At 35.5% G+C, this 20604-nt stretch carries 17 protein-coding genes; 10 read left to right on the top strand and 7 right to left on the bottom strand.

What is annotated here, in order from left to right; translation table 11 throughout:
- Positions 1 to 2: 2 nt before the first annotated feature.
- From J3U35_RS00270 to J3U35_RS00240, 7 genes are all read left to right on the top strand, one after another.
- Complete coding sequence (locus tag J3U35_RS00270) at positions 3 to 719, top strand: ABC transporter ATP-binding protein (protein WP_267358833.1); 717 nt, start codon at positions 3 to 5, stop codon at positions 717 to 719.
- A gap of 3 nt (positions 720 to 722) precedes the next feature.
- Positions 723 to 1946: an ABC transporter permease gene (locus J3U35_RS00265; protein ID WP_267358831.1), complete on the top strand. Its 1224-nt coding sequence runs from the start codon at positions 723 to 725 to the stop codon at positions 1944 to 1946.
- Entirely contained in the window at positions 1903 to 3510 is a 1608-nt protein-coding gene (locus J3U35_RS00260) for an SUMF1/EgtB/PvdO family nonheme iron enzyme (protein ID WP_267358829.1), read from the top strand. The genes J3U35_RS00265 and J3U35_RS00260 overlap by 44 nt, the downstream gene beginning before the upstream one ends.
- Positions 3510 to 4196: a hypothetical protein gene (locus tag J3U35_RS00255; protein WP_267350403.1), complete on the top strand. Its 687-nt coding sequence runs from the start codon at positions 3510 to 3512 to the stop codon at positions 4194 to 4196. The genes J3U35_RS00260 and J3U35_RS00255 overlap by 1 nt, the downstream gene beginning before the upstream one ends.
- Positions 4196 to 4681, top strand: coding sequence for a hypothetical protein (locus tag J3U35_RS00250; protein ID WP_267358827.1), 486 nt, complete (start codon positions 4196 to 4198; stop codon positions 4679 to 4681). Before J3U35_RS00255 ends, J3U35_RS00250 begins: the two co-directional genes overlap by 1 nt.
- A 65-nt stretch (positions 4682 to 4746) precedes the next feature.
- Positions 4747 to 6060 carry a vWA domain-containing protein gene (locus tag J3U35_RS00245; protein WP_267358825.1) on the top strand — a complete coding sequence of 438 codons (1314 nt, stop codon included), beginning with the start codon at positions 4747 to 4749 and terminating at the stop codon, positions 6058 to 6060.
- A 104-nt stretch (positions 6061 to 6164) separates the two neighbouring features.
- On the top strand, positions 6165 to 7637 hold the full coding sequence (locus tag J3U35_RS00240; protein ID WP_267358823.1) for a VWA domain-containing protein: 1473 nt from the start codon (positions 6165 to 6167) through the stop codon (positions 7635 to 7637).
- A gap of 104 nt (positions 7638 to 7741) precedes the next feature.
- Here the strand turns inward: J3U35_RS00240 and gyrB are convergent, their stop codons facing one another.
- From gyrB to J3U35_RS00205, 7 genes are all read right to left on the bottom strand, one after another.
- Positions 7742 to 10153 carry a DNA topoisomerase (ATP-hydrolyzing) subunit B gene (gene gyrB, locus J3U35_RS00235; protein WP_220216396.1) on the bottom strand — a complete coding sequence of 804 codons (2412 nt, stop codon included), beginning with the start codon at positions 10151 to 10153 and terminating at the stop codon, positions 7742 to 7744.
- A gap of 43 nt (positions 10154 to 10196) precedes the next feature.
- Positions 10197 to 11270 (bottom strand): DNA replication/repair protein RecF, encoded by a 1074-nt coding sequence (gene recF, locus J3U35_RS00230; RefSeq protein WP_267358821.1) that lies wholly within the window; start codon positions 11268 to 11270, stop codon positions 10197 to 10199.
- Positions 11271 to 11314: 44 nt separating this feature from the next.
- Entirely contained in the window at positions 11315 to 12418 is a 1104-nt protein-coding gene (gene dnaN / locus J3U35_RS00225; RefSeq protein WP_267350413.1) for a DNA polymerase III subunit beta, read from the bottom strand.
- A 16-nt stretch (positions 12419 to 12434) separates the two neighbouring features.
- Positions 12435 to 13793 (bottom strand): chromosomal replication initiator protein DnaA, encoded by a 1359-nt coding sequence (gene dnaA, locus J3U35_RS00220; protein ID WP_267350415.1) that lies wholly within the window; start codon positions 13791 to 13793, stop codon positions 12435 to 12437.
- Between the two features lie 151 nt (positions 13794 to 13944).
- Positions 13945 to 15042: a porin OmpA gene (ompA, locus tag J3U35_RS00215; RefSeq protein ID WP_267350416.1), complete on the bottom strand. Its 1098-nt coding sequence runs from the start codon at positions 15040 to 15042 to the stop codon at positions 13945 to 13947.
- A gap of 191 nt (positions 15043 to 15233) precedes the next feature.
- Positions 15234 to 16142 (bottom strand): recombination-associated protein RdgC, encoded by a 909-nt coding sequence (locus J3U35_RS00210; protein ID WP_267358819.1) that lies wholly within the window; start codon positions 16140 to 16142, stop codon positions 15234 to 15236.
- Positions 16143 to 16247: 105 nt separating this feature from the next.
- Positions 16248 to 16997, bottom strand: coding sequence for a MipA/OmpV family protein (locus J3U35_RS00205; RefSeq protein ID WP_267358817.1), 750 nt, complete (start codon positions 16995 to 16997; stop codon positions 16248 to 16250).
- A gap of 171 nt (positions 16998 to 17168) precedes the next feature.
- Here J3U35_RS00205 and J3U35_RS00200 point away from each other — a divergent pair, with 171 nt between their 5' ends.
- Genes J3U35_RS00200 through J3U35_RS00190 form a run of 3 tightly spaced genes read left to right on the top strand, consistent with a single transcriptional unit; the run spans position 17169 to position 20571 of the window.
- Positions 17169 to 18578 carry an aspartate aminotransferase family protein gene (locus tag J3U35_RS00200; RefSeq protein ID WP_143425959.1) on the top strand — a complete coding sequence of 470 codons (1410 nt, stop codon included), beginning with the start codon at positions 17169 to 17171 and terminating at the stop codon, positions 18576 to 18578.
- A gap of 47 nt (positions 18579 to 18625) precedes the next feature.
- A complete protein-coding gene (locus J3U35_RS00195; protein ID WP_267358815.1) occupies positions 18626 to 19702 on the top strand; it encodes a GNAT family N-acetyltransferase in 1077 nt (358 codons plus the stop codon).
- Positions 19699 to 20571 carry an arginase family protein gene (locus tag J3U35_RS00190; RefSeq protein ID WP_267350423.1) on the top strand — a complete coding sequence of 291 codons (873 nt, stop codon included), beginning with the start codon at positions 19699 to 19701 and terminating at the stop codon, positions 20569 to 20571. The genes J3U35_RS00195 and J3U35_RS00190 overlap by 4 nt, the downstream gene beginning before the upstream one ends.
- Positions 20572 to 20604 lie beyond the last annotated feature (33 nt).

Here is a 20604-nt window from a genome sequence, read left to right as displayed (position 1 = left end):
AGATGCTAACGATAAAAAAACTTGCCATCACGCGCTCAACTGGTAAATCTTTTTTTAGTGTTAACCTTCCTGCGCTGACCGTTAAAGCGGGTGAGGTGGTTATTATTCGAGGTGATAGCGGTTCGGGTAAAAGCACATTACTTGAAATGATAGGTATGATCCTAAAGCCTGACCATATTGGTTGCTACAATCTTACTATGGATAATGGTGACGTTGATATTGCTCAACTAATCCAACACGATAAACTGGATAAGTTAGCGGATATGCGCGCAAATTATTTGGGCTTTATGTTGCAAACCGGCGGATTACTCCCTTTTTTAACGGTGCATGATAATATTTTGCTTTCAGTAAATGTGTTACAAAAAAAGGTGGATAAACAACGATTTGATTATTTAGTACAAAAGTTGAGTATTTCACACTTGTTAAGTAAATATCCTAAACAACTCTCGATTGGTGAAAGACAGCGAGCTTCTTTTATTCGTTCAATTATCCATAAACCTGCACTATTATTGGCTGATGAACCGACTTCAGCGCTTGATCCTTATAATGCCAATTTATTATTTGATTTAATTATTGAGCAAGCTCAGCAGGATAATATTGCTGCCTTGATTGTGACCCATGATTGGCAACGTATTGCTGATAAAGGATTATTTACTTTAACGTCTCAAATTACCTCTTCCCATTCATCCGAATTTTTACCCTTACAAGATGAGGTATAAGCGATGATCACATTATTATCGAAATGGCGGCTTATTACTCGGTTATCTTTGTCGGATTTATGGTACGACAAGAAGGTTTCATTTTGTATTATTGCATCGGTGATCTCGGTAATTACCCCACTGTTGCTACTCTTTAGCTTAAAATATGGTGTTGTTTCACAGCTTCGCCAGCAGTTACTTAATGATCCGCAAAATTTAGAAGTTAAAATTGTGGGTAATTTACAGTTAGATCATTCAATGTTTGAATGGATTGCCCAACAACCTGAAACAGCGTTTGTGGTTCCGTTGACACGTTCTCTTAATACTCAAGCTGATTTAATGAAAGATAATCGTCATTTTGTTAATAATGCTGAAATTATTCCGACAGCTAAAGGTGATCCTATAACCCAAAGTTTACCGCTCTTGCATCATGAACAACAGATTTTAATATCCGCTTTAGCCGCAGAAAAAATGCAGGCAAAGGTTGGTGATAAAGTAAAAATGGTTGTGACAAGGCAACTCGATGGCAAACTGGAAAAAGGTATAGTCGAGTTAGAGATCATCGGAGTGATTCCCGAAATTTATTATAGTCGGGCTGCCGCATTTGTGTCTTTAGCGCTTTTAATTGATATGGAACATTTTTATGATGGTTATCAAATAAATATTTTTCAATCAACCACAGGGCTTGTTAATCCGCCAGAACATAACTCATTTGCCAGAGCACGTATTTATGCAAGGTCACTTGATGATGTAGCGCCTTTGTCTTATAAACTACGTCAACAAAATATTGAAACACGTACTCAAGCTAATGCGATAGAAAATATGCAAGCGATAGATCGGGTTCTCAATTTTATATTTAGTGTCATTGCAATAACGGCTGTATTAGGGTGTATTCTATCTTTTACAGGATCATTTCTATCTAATATTGAACGTAAACGCAAAGATATCGCTTTGATGCGATTACTTGGATTTAAATCAAAAGGGATTATGCTTTATTTAATGAATCAAGCCATGATGCTAAGTTGTTTGGCATTTTTTATTTCTTGCCTACTTTTTTTATTTGGCAACTATGCCTTTAATTTTGTGTTAGGTAAAAATTTAGTTTCACATCCAGTAGTTAGCCAATTACAATTTTATCATTTTATTATCGCATTTTTACTTACTTTATTGATATCAGCTATTGTAGTAACGGTAGGAGGTCGACGTGCTGTTAAGATTCAGCCAGCAGAAAGCTTGCGCGAAGTATAATCATAAAAAATGGCATTATTGGGGACTAATCTTAAGTTTTATCCCTTTATGCAGTTATGCTGAGCCTTGGGAGAGTAAGTTTTATAATCCTAAACCTGCCAGTGATGATGTGATTTTGCCGATGCCTTGTGATGGGCGTTTGGTGATGAAAAGGGTATTTACGCCTACCAATAAACCACTTGATGATGTAAAAGTAATTTTAGGCAGTAATCAAAAAGAGTTAGGTTTTGCTGAATACGCAACACCTAATTATATTTCTGGTAGCTTTTCTAATGAAAACGAAGAAAGGTATTATTTAATCGGTAAATATGAAATTACAGCACTACAATATCAAGCGGTGATGAATGATACTTGTCCAACGGCTAAAGTGAGTTTGATTTTCCCTGTGACTAATATTAGTTGGTTTGATGCTATTGCATTTAGTAATAAATATAACCAATGGTTACTGGAAAACCAATCTCAATTAAAAGCGTTGCCAAAAGGCTATGTACGTTTGCCAACGAATACCGAATGGGAGTACGCTGCACGGGGTGGCATGAAAGTCACTGAATCTGAATTTCGCGAGACAGTTTTTCCTATTACGAGTGGTTTGGAAAACTATGCATGGTTTTCAGGGGCAAAGTCAGCCAATGGAAAATTACAACTTATTGGTCGGTTAGCTCCTAATCCACTGGATCTTTATGATATTTTAGGTAATGCCAGTGAAATGATGTTTGATTCATTTAGAATGAATAAATTAGATCGTTATCATGGACAACCAGGAGGCATGATTATTCGGGGCGGTAGTTATTTGACTCCTGAATCTTCAATAACAACTGCCTTTCGTAGTGAAAAGCCTTACTATGATAATAAAGGTGCTTATCAAAGCAAAGATGTTGGATTTCGTTTAGTGTATACCACTGAAGTTATGCACTCTAAAGTTTCGATTAAAGAATTAGAAAAACAGTGGAACGAACTTGGTAATGAAGTCGAATCGTCAAATGATAACAATGTGGTGAATGAACTGGAAAAAATTACTAAACAAGTTGAAGATGAAAAAACTAAAAAAGAGTTAAATCAACTTAATCTACTTTTACGAAGTGCGAACCAGTCACGGGATGAGCAGCGAGATCGTTCCATTCAATCTGCCTTACAATTAGGGGCTTTTTTATGTGCGAATGTCTCTGATCTTAATGATAAATATGAATATAATAATAATTTATATAATACAATGATTAATGAAATTTGTGATGCAAGTGACTCAAGTGAGCTAGAGAGTACAGATATGTGTTCTAAAACAAAGTTAAATAATTTAAATCAAGTTGTCATTGATTCAAGAAATGCACGCAATTTTATATTAAAATATTATGCTGATACTATTGTTAGCACTGCATCAAATTACGAAAAAAACACAATTAATGAACAAGCTAAAGCAACACAATTTATTTTACAAAGTAGTGGAAAGGCAAATATGAGCGATTATTTAAAGCTCTATTTAAAACATATCAATCAATACATTGTATCGGGTAAAATAGAACAATCAGTTTGGTTACAAACCTGCAATGAAATTAAAGGAAGGAAATAATGAAAAAAATAGTTGTCATAATAACATTATGTTTATCTGTTGTCTTAACTGGATGTCAATCATCAGGGTGGAGAACTAAAGACGTTGATCCTGCATTAACCAATAGTAATACATCTCAATTTTTTAGTAAATCAGCCTGGCAATCGTGTGTCGTTGGTGCAGGATTTTCTGGTCTTAGCTGTATTTTAGTTGGCGGAAAACCGGGTGTTTGTCTGGCTACAGCAGCGGTAGGGTGTGGTGTATTAATGGGCGCTAATTATTATCTTGATTCTAAGCGTGCTGAGTATGCAGATGAAGAAATGCGCATTGATGCTTATATTTATGATATTCAGCAAAATAATATGGAAGTACAAGCTGTCACTCAAAATGCGCAAGCCGTATTGGATAAAAATTTAGCAACTTTGAAAGTGTTAAATAGTCAGATTGAAAATAAAACGTTGAGTAAAAGACAGATTAAAAATGAGTTGAAGCAAATCGATGCAAATATTGCTTACTTAACTGACAAATTAGATCGTATGAAAGGCATTGAAAGTGATTGGGTTATGCTTTCAGCAAGGGAAAAACAATCAGGGATTAATATGTCAAAATTAGATAAACAAATTAATCAGCTTCATAAACAGATAGCATTACTTGAAAAACAAATTAATGTGGTAAGTCAACAACGTTCAGCAGTACAGGTGAGCTAATGATGAAAAAAAGATACCTTATATTATTCAGCCCTATTTTGTTGTTAATGGGCTGTTCAACCACAACCGAACAGTGTGATCCAACGAATACGAATATCGGTTTTTTTGATAAGATAAGTTGTCATTATTCTGGCAACTATCAAGCCCGAATTGATCAAAAACAGCAAATTTTAGAAGATGAAAAAAAGGCAAATCAACAATTTAAAGCGATCTATGCCAATATCGAACGACAGAAAAATGACACTGCCTTAAGTATTAAGCAAAAGCAAGCACAACAACAAAAATTGAAAGATGATTTAACGAGTTTAACCAACGAAATTAAAGAAAAAGCGAAAGATCGCGCAGACTTGCAAGCACAAGTCGATGATATTGAAAAACAACTTAAGCAAGTGAATAATTCAAATTCATCAGAAATTGAAAAGAAAGTTGAGTTAGATAAATTAAATAAAAAACTTCAACAATTACAGAAAGCTTTGAATATCTAAATTTGCGTATTCATTATATCAATAGTTAGCAAAAGCGATGTTTAACATAAGGAAACAAATTAGCAATGCAACGTATAACCAGAATGTTATTTGATCCTAATGATTTAGATAAAATCTCGTTATTTGATCAATATAATTCAGTTTTACAATTGTTAAAGCCTAATGTTAGCGAACGTAGTTTTTCGATTTTAGCAATACCGAGATTAATTGAAGGCGATCATTATCTTGGTTGGTATACGCATCTTGAAGGTCAACCCGTTGCCATTGAAGATATTATTAATGAAGCAGATAAAAAGCAGATTGAAAAAACACTTCAAACACGTTTAAATGATATTGAAAATACTATCAAAATCAAATCATTAACGGAAGATCAACAAACGCTTCTTTCTGCTTGGTTACCGAGAATGAGAAGTTTAGGTAATGTGATTTATGTCATTAATAATGAACCTGTGATTGTTCATCATTTTGATGAGCCAATCCTGACTAATGAAGTGGCTCCAGCCCTTCCTGTCAAGACAACAAAATCATTTTGGCGTAGGTGGTGGTTTTTGACCTTAGCACTTGCTTTTATCGGGATACTTGGATATCTATATTATTTATATATAAAAGATAAAGCCCCCGTACCTATTGCTGAACTATTACCACCAACGACCTCAAACAATCCCACTTCTGAAGTAATTAGCTGTATTTCACAGGAAGAAATCCAAAAAAACGAGCAAACCTCTAAAATGGTGATGATATTTGATAACTCCGCTTCGATGTATTTAACGCTTACTGAACCTCAAGCAGAAATTGAAAAATATTTGTCAAATGGGATTGATCATCTTACTTTCGAAGAAGCCAAGCAATATGAAGAAAGAATGACCCGATTACCGAATCGACTATCGAGTAGTAAGCAAGTTGCGTTATCCAGTATTGATAAAATACAACCTAATATCAATATTGCTCTTGTCACGTTAAATAGTTGTCCTGTCGCAAAGGCATCTGCATTTTATCATTTTGATAATAGAGAAAAATTGAAGAATGAAATTAATCGTTTAACACCATTAGAATACGATAGTGCTACTCCGTTATATAGTGGTGTAAAGCAAGCCAGTTCAATGCTTGATGGCGTAAATCATGATGATTATATTTTAATTATCAGTGATGGTGACGATAATTGTTCGGAAGATAATATTTGTACTTTAGCCAATGAAATTGCCAACCAACAACCACGTTTAAAAATAAATATAGTGGACATTGTGGGACAGCATAAGATTGATTGTTTAGCGGATAAAACGGGTGGAAAGGTCTATATTGCTAACAATGTCACCGAGCTTGTTGAACAGATGAATAAAGCGGTTTCTGATATGAATATCAGTAAACCTTTGTGTGAATAAGTAGCATTCGAATAGGATATTATTCAGTGATGATCTTTAATATTTGGATGTTCATGTTGAAGCTGAGGTAAAATTAGAATGATCTGTAAGGAAGTTAATTTATCATGCAGCGAATAACACGGCATTGTTTTGATAGCAGTGATTCACAAAAAATCAATTTATTAGAACAATATAATTCATTACTATCGTTATTAAAATCACATCTGACTGAGCGGACTTTTTCTGTCTTTGCCATTCCAAAATTGATAGAAGATGATCATTACATTGCATGGTCTACCAATCTGGAAGGACAACCCATATTATTAAGCGATATCAGTAATGAACTATATCGACAAACGGTAACGACAACGTTACAAACACGTATTATTGATATTGAAAATACCGTTAAATTGATGCCGTTAACCCCTGAACAACAAACACTGGTTTCATTTTGGATACCAAGAATTAAAAGTTTAGGTAATTCAATTTTTGTCATTAATGATGAGCCTGTTATTGTTCATACGTTTGAAGATCCTGTTTTACCGCCTAAAGTACCCGAACCCAAGCTTCCAACCAAATCGACTTGGCGTTGGTGGTCTATATTCCTTTTAGCATTGCTATTACTGGCATTAATTGGTGGGCTTTGGTATGTCTTTTATCCATTTAATAAAGATAGTGTGGATGAAGCAAGTCATGTTTCAGCACCAGTAATAACACCTGCTGATGAAGAGAAAAAACCTCAATTAGAGCCAGTTGATGTTCCTGTCCAACCTGAACCAGAAATCAAGCAAGATCCTAAACCTGTTGAGCACAAAGAAACAGTGGTTGAAGAGAAAAAACCGGAACCAGAAGAAAAGCCTAAACCAAAAGTTAAAAATCCTGCTAATTGTATTACCAAAGAAGAATTGGTCAGTAATCCCAATCCTTCTAAAATGGTGATGGTATTTGATAATTCGTTGTCGATGATAGTGACATTAGCAGAGTCACCCGCTGAGGTTGAACAGTATTTTCAGTATTTGGGTTATGGTTTTCCACGCTATATGTCGGAACAAGACAAGCTAAACTACGAAAAACGTATGACTCGATTACCAAGCCGTTTATCAAGTAGCAAAAAGGTTGCTTTAACTAGCATTGATAAAATACAACAAAATATCAATATTTCACTAGTGACCCTAACGGGCTGTCCATCGGCCGAGGTTTCACCTTTTTATAGTTATAAAAACCGTGGAACACTGAAAAATAAAATTAATAAACTGACGCCAACCGCTGCTGGTGGTGGGGGAACACCACTTTATAATGGATTAGAAAAAGCTAGTAATATGCTTGATGGGGTAAAACGAGATGATTATATTTTAATTATCAGTGACGGTGAAGATACCTGTACTCATAAAAATATCTGTACATTAGCTCATCATATTTCAGTCTCAAAACCTCGTTTAAAAATCAATATTGTCGATATTGCTGGTGAACATAAGATTGATTGTGTTGCAAATGCGACAGGGGGCAAGGTATATATAGCTCAGACACCAAAAGATATGATTAAACAGATGAATAAAGCCGTTTCAGATATGAAAATTAATCGCCCTGTATGCCAATAAAGAATATGACAGATGAATATTCATCGTAGGCTATTTTAGCGGTGAGTATTAATAAAAAAAACCAGACTATTTTGAGTCTGGTTTTTTATTCCAATTTGAGCTAATTAAAAATCTAAGTTAGCTGCTTTAAGAGCATTTTCTTCGATAAATAATCGACGAGGTTCAACTTCATCCCCCATTAGTGTGGTAAATAGTTGATCCGCTTCAATAGCATCTTTAATGGTCACTTGTAACATTCGACGACTGGTTGGATCCATTGTGGTTTCCCATAATTGTTCTGGATTCATTTCACCCAACCCTTTATAACGTTGGATAGTCAGACCACGGCGTGATTCTTTAATTAACCAATCAACGGCTTCTTCAAAAGAACTAACCGGTTGTTTTCGTTCTCCTCTTTGGATATAAGCACTCTCTTCTAAGAGTTCTCTTAACTGTTTACCCAAATGACAAATGTTACGATACTCATTACTGTGAATAAATACCTGATCTAATGCATAGTTATTATCTACTCCATGCGTTCTCACTTTGATGACAGGTACATAAAGTTGTGTTTTTTCATTATATTCAGCTGAATAACGGTAACTACTACCATGTTGTTCTTTATTCGATAAATTGTCGACAATGGTTTTTGCCCAATTTTCGACTAATTGCTTATCTTTAAGTATATTTTCATCTAATACATCATGGTAAACCAGCTCAGACAGTAATGCTTTAGGATAACGGCGTTCCATTTTCGCGATGAGCTTTTCAACTTTTTGATACTCAGCAATCAATCTTTCTAAGGCTTCGCCAGCCAGTGCAGGCGCATGATCGTTAACATGCAATGAAGCATCTTCAAGCGCTAATGCTATTTGGAATTGCGTCATCGCTTCATCATCTTTGATGTATTGTTCTTGTTTCCCTTTTTTCACTTTATAGAGTGGTGGTTGCGCAATATAAACATAACCACGTTCGATAATTTCGGGCATTTGACGATAGAAAAAGGTTAATAGCAATGTTCGAATATGTGAACCGTCGACGTCAGCATCGGTCATGATAATAATGCTGTGATATCGCATTTTATCTGGGTTGTATTCATCACGACCAATTCCACAACCCAATGCTGTAATCAGTGTAGCAACTTCTTGTGAAGAAAGCATTTTATCAAAGCGAGCTTTCTCTACATTCAAGATTTTACCTTTGAGCGGTAAAATGGCTTGGTTTTTGCGGTTTCGTCCCTGTTTTGCAGAACCGCCCGCAGAGTCCCCTTCCACTAAGTAAAGTTCAGATAGGGCAGGGTCTTTTTCTTGGCAATCAGCCAGTTTACCCGGCAAGCCACCTAAATCTAATGCACCTTTACGCCGTGTCATTTCACGCGCTTTACGAGCGGCTTCACGTGCTCTTGCTGCATCAATAATTTTACCTACCACGATTTTTGCATCAGATGGGTTTTCAAGCAGATATTCCGCTAATTTTTCACCCATTACCGATTCAACAGCCGATTTTACTTCTGACGAAACTAGCTTATCTTTAGTTTGAGATGAGAATTTTGGATCCGGTACTTTGACCGATACAACCGCGATGAGTCCTTCACGAGCATCATCACCGGTCGCACTAATTTTCGCTTTTTTGCTGTATCCTTCCGCTTCCATATAATTGTTTAGGGTGCGAGTCATTGCTCCACGAAAACCGGCTAAATGGGTACCGCCGTCTCGTTGAGGAATATTATTGGTGAAACAATAAATATTTTCTTGGTAACCGTCGTTCCACTGTAAAGCGATTTCAACACCTATACCGTCTTTTTCCGTACTGAAGTAAAAGATTTTTGGATGAATCGGGTTTTTATTTTTATTCAAGTATTCAACAAAAGCTTGTATCCCACCTTCGTAGTGGTAATGTTCGCTTTTACCGGTACGTTCATCAAGCAATCTGATTGAAACACCTGAATTTAAGAATGATAGCTCACGTAAGCGTTTAGCTAAAACTTCATAAACAAATTCAATATTAGTAAAAGTTTCTGGGCTTGGCCAAAAACGCACATAAGTACCCGACTCACTAGTCTCGCCAATGATTTTTAACGGCTCTTGAGGGACACCTAAATGGTAAACTTGTTGGTGAATTTTTCCTTCACGATAAATGACCAATTCTAATTTATCAGATAGGGCATTAACGACGGAAACACCCACACCATGTAAACCACCAGATACTTTATATGAATTATCATCAAATTTTCCGCCAGCATGTAATACCGTCATAATGACTTCAGCTGCTGAAACTCCTTCTTCTTCATGGATACCGGTTGGAATACCACGACCATCATCTCGTACTGAGACTGAATTATCAGGGTGAATGGTCACTTCAATGTGATGACAATAGCCAGCTAATGCTTCGTCAATGGCATTATCAACAACTTCAAAAACCATATGGTGAAGTCCTGTTCCATCATCAGTGTCACCAATATACATACCTGGACGTTTTCGGACAGCATCAAGTCCTTTAAGTACTTTAATGCTAGAAGAATCATAAGAATTTGACATGGATCTCTCGACTTGTTTGATTTATTTATATCATTCTGTATATTTAGGAAATTATACCAGATTTTATGTGAAAAATCTTATCATTTTCGTCAATCATATGGGTTACTTGGTCTTGGCTAACCGCGGTGATAAACACTTGTGAATTCGCCATTTTTAACCGTTTAGCTAATAATGCTCGTTTATGATGATCTAATTCTGACGCAAAATCATCAATTAAATAGACACAAGGTTGTGCGCTTTGTTTTGAATAATGTTCACCTTGCGCAAGACGTAGTGCACACATCAATAATTTTAATTGTCCCCGTGATAAGAAATCTTCAACAGGTATATTGTCGATACGCAAACGGATATCGGCTTTATGTGGGCCTAATGAAGTATAGTTGAGTAATCTATCTCGTTCATACTGTTTGTGTAATATGTCGCTATAATTAATGTTTTGTTCCCACCCTTGATAATATTGACAATTAAGCAGATATTCGGGCAAAAAGTCATGGCAGGTTTGTATGATTTCGGGAAAAATATGCTGTGAATACTCCGAGCGAATTTGACTTATTTTTTCAGCAATGGGAGCCAGCTCTTTATCCCAAGGTAACAGTTGATTATAACTCGTGGATTGTTTTAATAAGGCATTACGTTGCTTAAATAACCGCTTTAAATTGTTCCATAAATGGATAAATTCAGGATAATGATGAAAACACCCCCAATCAATAAAAGCTCGTCGATATTTAGGCCCACCAATAAGTAAATCAAATCCTTCTGGTGTAATTAATTGAATGGGTAAGAGTTTAGCAAGATCGGTTAATCGAAATCCTTCATCACCATCAATTTTAATTCTATTATCATTATTACGTGCTTTGACTAATCCAATGGTTCGGGTCTGTTGATTAGATGATTCAATTTGGCTAAATAACGTTAATTCAGATTGTTCATGCTGAATAATACGATTGGACTGTATATGTCTAAATGCTCGTCCATGACCTAGCATATAAATAGCTTCAAGTAAGCTAGTTTTACCACTACCATTATCACCAACAATAAAGTTGAAATGGGGGGATAAACACAGCTCGGTATAAGATATATTACGAAAATGATGGATTTTGATCTGTGAAAGAATCATATAAGCTAAGTTATTCCGGCCTAAGCCGGAAAGGTTAAATTTGATTATAAGCGCATTGGCATCACAACATAAATGGCTGACTGATCATTAATGTCTTCAATTTGTACACTTGATGTGGCATCAGTTAAAAGTAGTTGTACGCTATCGCACTTCAACGTATTTAATATATCTAATAAATAGGTCACATTAAAGCCAATTTCAAGTTCTGCTGAAGAGTATTTTACATCAACCACTTCTTCTGCTTCTTCTTGTTCTGGGTTATTTGCTGTAATTTTTAATTGGTTGTTGTGAACATGAAGTCGGATACCGCGAAATTTTTCATTGGATAAAATGGCGACACGTGATAACGAATTTCTAAACTCTTCGCACGAAACTTCTAACGGTTTATCGGGATTACGTGGCAATACTCGTTTGTAGTCAGGGAATCTGCCGTCAATCAGTTTTGAGGTGAAGGTAAAATCACCGAGATTAACTCGTAAATTATTATTACCAATTTGTATATTGATAATATCGTCATTATCACTCACCAATTTTGCCAGTTCAATAACGCCTTTTCTTGGTAAAATTACAGAACAAGACGTTGCAATATTTTGACCAATCGGTTGCGAACAAAGAGCAAGTCGATGTCCATCGGTTGCAACAGATTTTAAAAGTCCATCTTCGATTTCAAATAACATACCATTAAGGTAGTATCTTACATCTTGGTTAGCCATCGAAAACTGGACGGCATCGATAAGACGTTTGATTGTTTTTTGTGGTACAGAAAGTTCGACATCGCTTTGCCAATTTTCTAAGTTAGGAAAATCACTGGCAGGTAGTGTAGATAAGGAAAATTTACTTCGACCAGATTGAATCATCAATCGATTGTCATCAACAGTTATTGAAATCTGAGCATTGTTGGGTAAATTTCGACAAATATCAAGAAACTTTCTCGCTGGGACTGTGGTTGCACCGGGTTCGTTTGCTTCCGTAAGCGGGATATGAGCAATCATCTCTATTTCAAGATCGGTTCCCGTCATGGATAGTGTACTATCACTTACTTGTAACAATAAATTGCCTAAAATTGGTAGCGTCGGGCGACTGCTTAAAGGCGCACTAACAAGTTGCAATGGTTTGATAAGTTTTTCTCGATCAATAATAAATTTCATAATGTTGATTCTTTTATTAAGTTGATAATGTTCGAATTAAATTGGAATAATCCTCTTTAATATCATTGCTTTCTTCTTTTAATTCAGCGATCTTTCTGCATGCATGTAATACAGTCGTATGATCTCTTCCGCCAAAGCCATCACCAATTTCAGGAAGACTTTTATTTGTTAATTCTTTTGCTAATGCCATGGCAACTTGCCGCGGTCTTGCAACAGAACGGGAACGACGTTTGGAAAGTAGATCTGAGACTTTAATTTTATAATACTCTGCAACCGTTTTTTGGATATTATCAATAGTAATTAATTTTTCTTGTAAGGCAAGTAAATCTTTCAGAGCATCTTTAACAAAATCAATCGTAATGGATTTGCCCGTGAAATTTGCATTGGCAATTACCCGATTTAATGCGCCTTCTAGTTCTCGCACATTAGAACGTAATCGTTTAGCAATAAAAAAAGCGACCTCTTCAGGTAATTTTATATTATTTTCTTCGGCTTTTTTCATCAAAATTGCGACTCGTGTTTCAAGTTCTGGTGGTTCAATCGCAATCGTTAAGCCCCAGCCAAAACGTGATTTTAAGCGATCTTCAACGCCATCAATTTCTTTGGGATAACGGTCTGAAGTTAAAATAATTTGTTGGTTACCTTCTAATAATGAATTAAAGGTATGGAAGAATTCTTCTTGTGATCGCTCTTTATTGGCAAAGAATTGGATATCATCAATCAGTAATGCATCAACAGAACGATAGTAAATTTTGAACTCTTCTATCGCATTATTTTGCAGTGCCTTTACCATATCTTGAACAAATCGTTCCGAATGCATATAGACTACTTTGGCATTACTTTTGACTTCCATGATTTGATTGCCTACAGCATGTAATAAATGGGTCTTACCTAAACCTGTAGAGCCGTATAAAAATAGTGGGTTATAAGCTTTTCCTGGATTTTGAGCAACCTGTTTGGCAGCAGCTACTGCGAGTTGGTTGGATTTACCTTCAACAAAGCTATTAAATGTATGTTTATGGTTTATTCCCGAGTGATAGGTATGATTATTATTACTTTCTTTGGTTGTTTTCCAAGCCGGCATTACGTCCGTTTTAGGCTGATTATTTTTAGTTTTTTTTTCCATTGACAATGTTGATCCCACCTCAAGGTATAGCTTTAGGGAATCATCATTGAAAAGTGTATTGATCAATTGAGATATGTTGTTAAGGTATTTATTTTTTACCCAATCTAATACAAATCTGTTTGGTGCATAAATATAGAGTTTGTTATCAATCATTTCCGCTTGCAATGGGCGAATCCATAAATTGAATTCCGTTGTAGGAAGTTCTTCTTGTAGTTGAGAAAGACATTCTTGCCAGATAGCGGTAGGCACAAATCACTCCTTTAATTTTTATTATTAACAGCACATCGTTAATTATAAACTTTTTTGTGGATAATTTATAGAGTTTTAATGTTTATTCACTAACTTATTAGCAATAAAAAACCCGGATTAACCGGGTTTTTATTGTTTTGGAAATCGAAAATTAGTGAGTTGTTTCTCTAACTTGTTGAAGGTTAGTTGCTTTCACTTCGATTTGTACACGACGATCTGGTGCTAAACATGCTTTTAATGTAGCGCCACGTTTGCCATTACATTCGCTGCCAGTTACTGGTTGAGATTTACCTACACCACGAGCACTGATGATCTCAGATGGAACACCTTTAGATACTAAGTATTTCATCACAGATTGAGCGCGTTGTTCTGAAAGTTTTTGGTTATAGTTTTCTGAACCGATACGGTCAGTATGACCAATTACTACGATCGCAGTTTGAGTAGGGCTAAGTTTGATAAGATCTTGTAATAATCTATCTAACTCTTCACGACCTTTTTCTTTTAAGTCAGCTTTTGCATAGGCAAATAGAACGTCAGCGTTTAAATCGTAAACTCGTTCAGAAGTTTTAACAACAACTGGAGCTTCAACAGCTGGAGAACCTAAACGGTAAGTGATACCTAAGCTTAAAGTTCCTGCATCTGGAGATGCGTCAGTTTTAGTATGGATGTGGTTAACATATTGATACTCTAAACGAGTAGAGAAGTCTTCTGCAAAACGGTAGTCTAAACCTAATGCATAAACTGGAGAAACGTCAGTTTTTGTTCCGCCTTTGCCATAACTTTCTTTAACGTATCCACCGTTTTTCCATTTAGCGATAGTGATCATTGCACCAGCACGACCATAAACATCTAAATCATCAGAGATGAAAGATAATGGATAGCTTAATTTACCAGTTAAAGAAACACCTTGAGCAGAAACTTTACTATGACCTACGTCATAAGTTTTACCTGCATTGTGGTAAGATCTTTTATATTTAGCAGAACCTAACCAATCATAACCTAATTCGAATGCTAAATAAGGGTTAGCTTGGAAGCCAAGGAATGCACCACCAGCAACATTACTTTTGTCAGTTGTGCTGATTTTAACATCACGACTAAATGCACGTACTTTACTTTGATCTAAACTATAAAGTTCTGACCAGCCTAATTTACCACCAACGTAAAAAGTGTTGTCTTCATATGCTGCATTTGCCGCAGTAGCTGTTAAGCTCGCAACTGCGATTGCTAGAGCTAATGTTGTTTTTTTCATTTTGTTGCCTCAACTTGAATGTTGTTATAGACGTTGTTTGCTTTCCTTTTAATTAAATTTTACTTTAAATAAAGGATCGATTACTTATTGTTTTTAATTATGATGCACATAATTTGATTTCAATTATAGCATATATTATACGCAGATCTATAATTAATGACACTTTATGTAAAAAAAGTTTACACAATCTTTTAAGTAATTTTATTGATGACGATATAAAAGTCATTGATTGTTGTTGATAATAAGTTCGCCATGATGAAAAAATCGGCTTCTAATTTTTTATCAAATTCATCAGTGCCAATATCCTCATTTTCATCTAAAACACTCGAATCAAATTTTATTCGCTTCAATGTTAAATCATTATTGACGATAAAATTCACACCTCTTTCGTCAATAATTTTCACTTTTGTTATCCATTTTCCCGAATCAAAATGTATCATCATTTCATCACTGGTGATATCTTGATTTTTGCAGCTAATAATCCCGTTTCCTTCAAGTGGATCTTTTAATTCGGCTTGATCACCTAATATAAAAGGTGCAAAGTTCAGTTTTTCTTTGACCCAAGTTGTCATGATTTGCTCAACTGGTTTTTCAATGGAGAGCGGTGTTAATGCAAGAACTCCCAATTCCTTACGTAGAATAGCCAAAATATCTTCTGCTTGCTTAAAACTGCTGGTATCAAGAATAATACGTTTATTTATGGTGTCTATCCATAACCAATAATGATTGTATTTACTAAATGCTCTAGGCATAAGGTCGATCATGACTTCATCTTTTAACGTTGCCTTTTCATTTTTAGTTAACTTTCTACTCAGTGCTTGTTCTTGTTTATCAATTTTTTCAAGTAGAGCTTGTTTGATAACAGGAGCCGGTAAAAGTTTTGTTTCTTTTTTTATACGTAATAAAAGGTGACCTTTCATATCAATAATAAAATCATCGTGATAATTATCATTATAAGGTGAAACCCAACCCATTTTCATGGTATCTATATTTCCACATGGGGTAAAAGGTACCGATTTGATAGCTTTTTCAATAGCGTTTTTGTCAAGTAAAGTGTCATTATTAAGTTGGTAAATAATGGCATTTTTAAACCAAAGCATAATTTTGATTTCCTAAATTTATTTTAATGATATCCAAACTGTATCAGGATTAATTTGATTAAATCGTTTATCTATATTGTATGGGGTGAATAAAAAGTATTGAAATTAAAATTTATAAGAGACTCCCATATAAAATGAGGTTACAGTGCTTTTGTTAACCATTGGGCTATTAGCTGCATCACCGGTTAATTTGTCGACATGCATGCCACCGAGCAGATTAAGATGTTCGGTTAATGCATATTGTGCACCTATTTCGATATAGGGTGTGAAAGATCCGTTAGCATGATAATAGCGTAAACCAGAACGAGAAGATTCTTTATGTGATATCCCATAGTAATAATTATTGTGTTTGTTATTTGCCCAGTTGATACCTATTGTTGGAACAATAATTAAATTACCTAGCATAAATGGTACGCTGTAATCGGCATTGACTAAGATGCTATTACTTTTATTTAGCATGTCTGCTCCAATGCTGCTTGAAAAACTGCCCCAATTGGTATCAATAGAGTACTCAATTTCTGCTAATAATGTTGCATGACGGCTATCAAGCCGTTTTAATTGGCGATTATTTGAGTCGTGTGGTTTGAATTCATTATCAAGATAACGAGCACCGATAGATAAACTTTGATTATCGTTATTAAAAACATACACACCAGCCGATAGATCATCAATAAAAAATGTATCATTATCGTAATCGATATGGGGAACTGGATAGTAACTGGAACGATAACCTTTGTAAGGTGAATTTGACCAACCGCCACCAACACCGATAGAAGTAGGATCTGCTAATGCGGTTTCACTCAATGCTAATGCAGATAACGCTAATATAGGAATTATGCAGTGTGATTTTTTCATAGGGTTTATATCCATTTGGGTAACAATGCTATCCTCTAGCAGAAAATTATTTCGCTGAGTTTGATACTATCGTCACACAATCTATACAGTAATTGTACATTGTAACAAACAATTTTCTTGAATAATAATGCCACATTTTATCGTGTTTGAATATGGATTAGTGAGATAATTATGAGTAAACCAACTTTAGAAATGATTAATAGTCGTCCTGACGATGCAACATTATTAGCTGATGAAGCTAAATATTGCTCATTTGGTGATACTGTTCATTATGTTGAACCACCAAAGATTTTTGATGGTTGCGAAGGTAGCTACATGTATGATAAAGAAGGTAAAGCTTTCCTTGATTTACAAATGTGGTATTCAGCATGTAATTTTGGCTATGCTAATGAGCGATTAAACAACGTACTCAAAAAGCAAATTGATACTTTACCACAATGTGCTAGCCAATATTTGCATCCAACCAAAATTGAATTAGCTAAAACCATTGCACAAGGTATGGAACAGCGTTTTGGTTACCAAGGACGAGTTCATTTTAACGTTGGTGGATCACAATGTATTGAAGATTCTTTAAAAGTAGTACGTAATGCTACTGGTGGTAAGTCATTAATGTTTGCGTTCCAAGGTGGTTATCATGGTCGTACACTTGGCGCATCTTCAATTACTTCTAGTTATCGTTACCGTCGTCGTTATGGTCATTTCGGTGATCGTGCTATGTTTGTTCCTTTCCCATATCCGTTCCGTCGTCCAAAAGGCATGACCGCAGAAGAGTATGGTGAACACTTAGTTGCTGAGTTTGCACGTCTATTTGAAACTGAATACCACGGTGTATGGGATCCAAAAGTAGGACAAGCTGAATATGCTGCATTTTATGCAGAACCATTACAAGCTACAGGTGGTTATATTGTTCCTCCTCGTAACTACTTTAAAGGTTTGAAAAAAGTATTAGATCAATATGGAATTTTATTGGTTGTTGATGAAATCCAAATGGGCTTTTATCGTACAGGTAAACTTTGGTCAATTGAGCATTTTGATGTTAAGCCTGATGTGGTTGTCTTTGCCAAAGCGTTAACCAATGGTCTTAATCCACTAGGTGGTTTATGGGCACGTGAAGAGTTGATTAATCCTGAGGTATTCCCTGTCGGCTCAACTCATTCAACGTTTGCTTCTAATCCATTAGGTACAGCAGTTGGTCTTGAAGTGTTAAAAATGACGTCAGAAACTGATTATGAAACCATGGTTATGGAAAGCGGTGCTTACTTCCTTGAAGGTTTAAAAACACTTGAGAAGAAACATAAAGAGATTGGTGAAGTCGATGGTTTAGGTCTTGCGCTTCGTGCCGAAATCTGTACCGAAGATGGATTTACCGCTAACAAAGCGTTAGTAGATAAAATGGTGGATATCGGTATGTCAGGTGATCTTGATTGGAAAGGTAATAAAATGGGCTTGGTGCTTGATATCGGTGGTTATTATAAAAACGTGATCACTTTTGCTCCATCGCTACATATTACTCGTCAAGAGATTGATCAAGGTATCGAACTACTTGATCAGTTAATTACCCGAGCGAAAAAAGAACTTTAATTGTTAATTTCTAACCTTCCCGTCAACTCTTGTTGGCGGGACTGCACATGATAGCCAATCGTTTAAATATATTTATGAAATACATCAATCAGCTAGAACCAAATGAATTAGTCGACAATTTTTTGACTTATCCACCGCATGATTTTACGGCGTGGCTGAGTGAAAATGGTGTGCCTGCTTTTGCTGCAAAGTTTGATTTATTAACTACTGCTGATGATGATTTTAAGCATAAGATCCAAAAACTCCCTTTTTTTAAAAAATGGCGACATTGGTTACAGCCGAAAACTTGTTTTATAGGAACAACCGTTTCTGAATATGCTCTATTGACCGATCAGGTAGAAGCAGAACAGTTAGCGGATAACATTAAAACCGCATATACAAAAAAGTATCCTTTTGTTATTGTCAAAGATTTGCCTTTATCCTCGCCTTTACTTAGCGAACAAGACAATCATTATTCAAACCAGCTTATTTCGGCATTAAAAACAAGAGGGTTTATTGAAGTTGAAGGACAAGCATTAGCTTGGTTACCGATTGATTTTAGTGATTTAAATGATGTGTTTTCACGATTTTCGTCCAGCCGTCGCAAGAATTTTAGACGTAAATTAAAAGCTCGCGAAAAATTAGAGATTAAGGTTTTGCATAGTGGTGATGAGTGCTTTTTTGATGATGAGGTGTTAGATCATTATTACCAACTTTACCTCAATGTGTATCAACAGAGTGAGGTTCATTTTGATTTACTGACCAAACCGTTTTTTATTCAATTGCTGCAAAGTAAATCTATCCAAGCACGCATTTTTACCTATTATCACGATAATGAACTAATTGGCTACAATATCTGCTTTGTCGTAAATAATATGTTGGTCGATAAATATATTGGCTTGATTTATCCTCAAGCTCGTGACTTTAATCTTTATTTTGTTAGTTGGTTTTTCAATCTGGAATATGCCATTGAGCAAGGATTTAGTCACTATATTGCGGGTTGGACAGATCCTGAGGTTAAACGATCGTTAGGTGCGCAATTTACTTTAACCAAACATTTGGTTTACATCCGTAATCCATTATTAAGATTTATTTTAAGCAAATTGATTGGTCATTTTGAAAGTGACAAGGAGAAAGTAGCATGACATATCCTATTATACTCAATTTCGATCAGAGTGTAGGCGAGATTAATAATGCTAAAATAATTGATGTAACTCAGTGGCAAGATACGATTCGCTTTGGTTGCTCTGAAAAAAAATTCTGCCAATTTAAAGCTGAATTACAGCAATCCTTACCTGAACATTATGGTACAGTCTTTATGGGAAGTGGTGATTATCACCATATTTCATTGCTGCTTATTGAACGGTTGGCTAAACACTATTCCGCCGATAATCCAATCCAAGTAATTGTGTTTGATAATCATCCTGATAATATGCGCTATTTATTTGGTATTCATTGTGGTTCATGGGTTAGCTATGTGGCAAGTTTACCTTTTGTCAGTCATGTTCATGTGTTAGGTATCACATCTCATGATATTGGACTTTCCCATTTTTGGGAAAATAGATGGAAACCCCTTTTTCAGAAAAAACTGACGTATTGGAGTTTGGATGTCAATGTATCGTGGGCAAAAAAAATAGGTTTGGGGCAAGCTTTTCGCCATTTTTCTACTCCAGATGATCTGATTGCTAGTTTCTTATCCGAACAATACCATAGCGCCGAACCTGTGTATTTATCGATAGATAAAGATGTATTAAGTGAAAAGGTCATTCACACTAATTGGGATCAAGGTCAATTACAAACTTATCATCTGCTTGATACCATTACTTCGTTAAAGCAACGTATTGTGGCAAGTGATATCACTGGTGAATTGTCAATATGGCAACCCTCTAATTGGTTCAAACGGTTGCTGAGTTCATTAGATAAACAACCCACTATTGAGGCAGATAACTTACACAATTGGCAACAAGCACAACATCAGCTTAATTTAACATTATTAAAAGCTTTATCAGTATAATGACAAGTTTAGAAGCTGTAGCTGATTATTTAA

The organism is Gilliamella sp. B2717 (genome assembly GCF_026536675.1).
GTDB classification, from domain to species: Bacteria; Pseudomonadota; Gammaproteobacteria; order Enterobacterales; family Orbaceae; genus Gilliamella; species Gilliamella apicola_I.
The sequence above is the reverse complement of the archived record's forward strand: the minus strand, read 5'-3'. Positions and strand labels throughout refer to the sequence as shown.

Bases quoted from the DNA above. Each gene is read 5' to 3' on its own strand.
- J3U35_RS00240 (WP_267358823.1), top strand. From the start codon at position 6,165: ATGCAGCGAATAACACGGCATTGTTTTGATAGCAGTGATTCACAAAAA.
- recF (WP_267358821.1), bottom strand. From the start codon at position 11,270: ATGATTCTTTCACAGATCAAAATCCATCATTTTCGTAATATATCTTAT.
- gyrB (WP_220216396.1), bottom strand. From the start codon at position 10,153: ATGTCAAATTCTTATGATTCTTCTAGCATTAAAGTACTTAAAGGACTT.
- J3U35_RS00250 (WP_267358827.1), top strand. From the start codon at position 4,196: ATGATGAAAAAAAGATACCTTATATTATTCAGCCCTATTTTGTTGTTA.
- dnaN (WP_267350413.1), bottom strand. From the start codon at position 12,418: ATGAAATTTATTATTGATCGAGAAAAACTTATCAAACCATTGCAACTT.
- J3U35_RS00270 (WP_267358833.1), top strand. From the start codon at position 3: ATGCTAACGATAAAAAAACTTGCCATCACGCGCTCAACTGGTAAATCT.
- J3U35_RS00265 (WP_267358831.1), top strand. From the start codon at position 723: ATGATCACATTATTATCGAAATGGCGGCTTATTACTCGGTTATCTTTG.
- J3U35_RS00255 (WP_267350403.1), top strand. From the start codon at position 3,510: ATGAAAAAAATAGTTGTCATAATAACATTATGTTTATCTGTTGTCTTA.
- J3U35_RS00195 (WP_267358815.1), top strand. From the start codon at position 18,626: ATGATAGCCAATCGTTTAAATATATTTATGAAATACATCAATCAGCTA.
- J3U35_RS00200 (WP_143425959.1), top strand. From the start codon at position 17,169: ATGAGTAAACCAACTTTAGAAATGATTAATAGTCGTCCTGACGATGCA.
- J3U35_RS00205 (WP_267358817.1), bottom strand. From the start codon at position 16,997: ATGAAAAAATCACACTGCATAATTCCTATATTAGCGTTATCTGCATTA.
- ompA (WP_267350416.1), bottom strand. From the start codon at position 15,042: ATGAAAAAAACAACATTAGCTCTAGCAATCGCAGTTGCGAGCTTAACA.
- J3U35_RS00190 (WP_267350423.1), top strand. From the start codon at position 19,699: ATGACATATCCTATTATACTCAATTTCGATCAGAGTGTAGGCGAGATT.
- J3U35_RS00210 (WP_267358819.1), bottom strand. From the start codon at position 16,142: ATGCTTTGGTTTAAAAATGCCATTATTTACCAACTTAATAATGACACT.
- J3U35_RS00245 (WP_267358825.1), top strand. From the start codon at position 4,747: ATGCAACGTATAACCAGAATGTTATTTGATCCTAATGATTTAGATAAA.